The organism is Streptomyces millisiae, from assembly GCF_031845425.1.
GTDB lineage: Bacteria > Actinomycetota > Actinomycetes > Streptomycetales > Streptomycetaceae > Streptomyces > Streptomyces millisiae.
In genome coordinates this window covers 1-556 of record NZ_JAVREM010000204.1, presented here as the reverse complement: position 1 = coordinate 556, position 556 = coordinate 1, and the positions used below count along the sequence as shown (strand labels likewise).

1 protein-coding gene is annotated in these 556 nt (G+C 68.7%); it reads right to left on the bottom strand.

From position 1 onward, the window contains the following. A partial coding sequence (locus RNC47_RS36230) for a chorismate synthase (RefSeq protein ID WP_394814956.1) occupies positions 1-287 on the bottom strand: 287 nt, incomplete at its 3' end. Positions 288-556 lie beyond the last annotated feature (269 nt).

Below are 556 nucleotides of genomic sequence, written 5' to 3'. Positions count from 1 at the left end.
CCCGGGCGCGGACGGGTCAGCGGGGCGTTGCGCGCCACGTCGAGTTCGGCCGGGTCCACGGGGTCCGGAGACATCACGGTCTCCCACTTGGGCCATTCGGTGTTGCCGATCTCGATGGCGATCGGTCCGCCCAGGGTGGTGCCGTGACGCACCCCGGCCAGGATGGTGACCTGGTCCTGTTCGAACTTCATCCGGGCACCCCGGCCGTAGCCGAGACGACGACGCTTGAGCTGTGCCCCGATCTCCTCTGAGGTGATGGGCACGCCGGCAACCATCCCTTCGAGCATGGCCACCAGGGCGCGGCCATGGGATTCACCAGCTGTGGTCCAACGCAACACGGCTGTCATTCTCCCACGTCGGGGTTTGCCTCCTGAAATCCGTGCCTGAAGCCGACCGGCCGTCGGCTACACCAGCACCAGGGCGACCGCGACGGCACTGGCCGTACACATCGACGGCCCGTGCGGCACGGTGCGGATACCGCGGACCGCTGCGCCGAATGCGAGGCCCGCGGTGAGCAAGGGTGCGGCCAGCGCGGCCAGTAGCCACACATCGATAC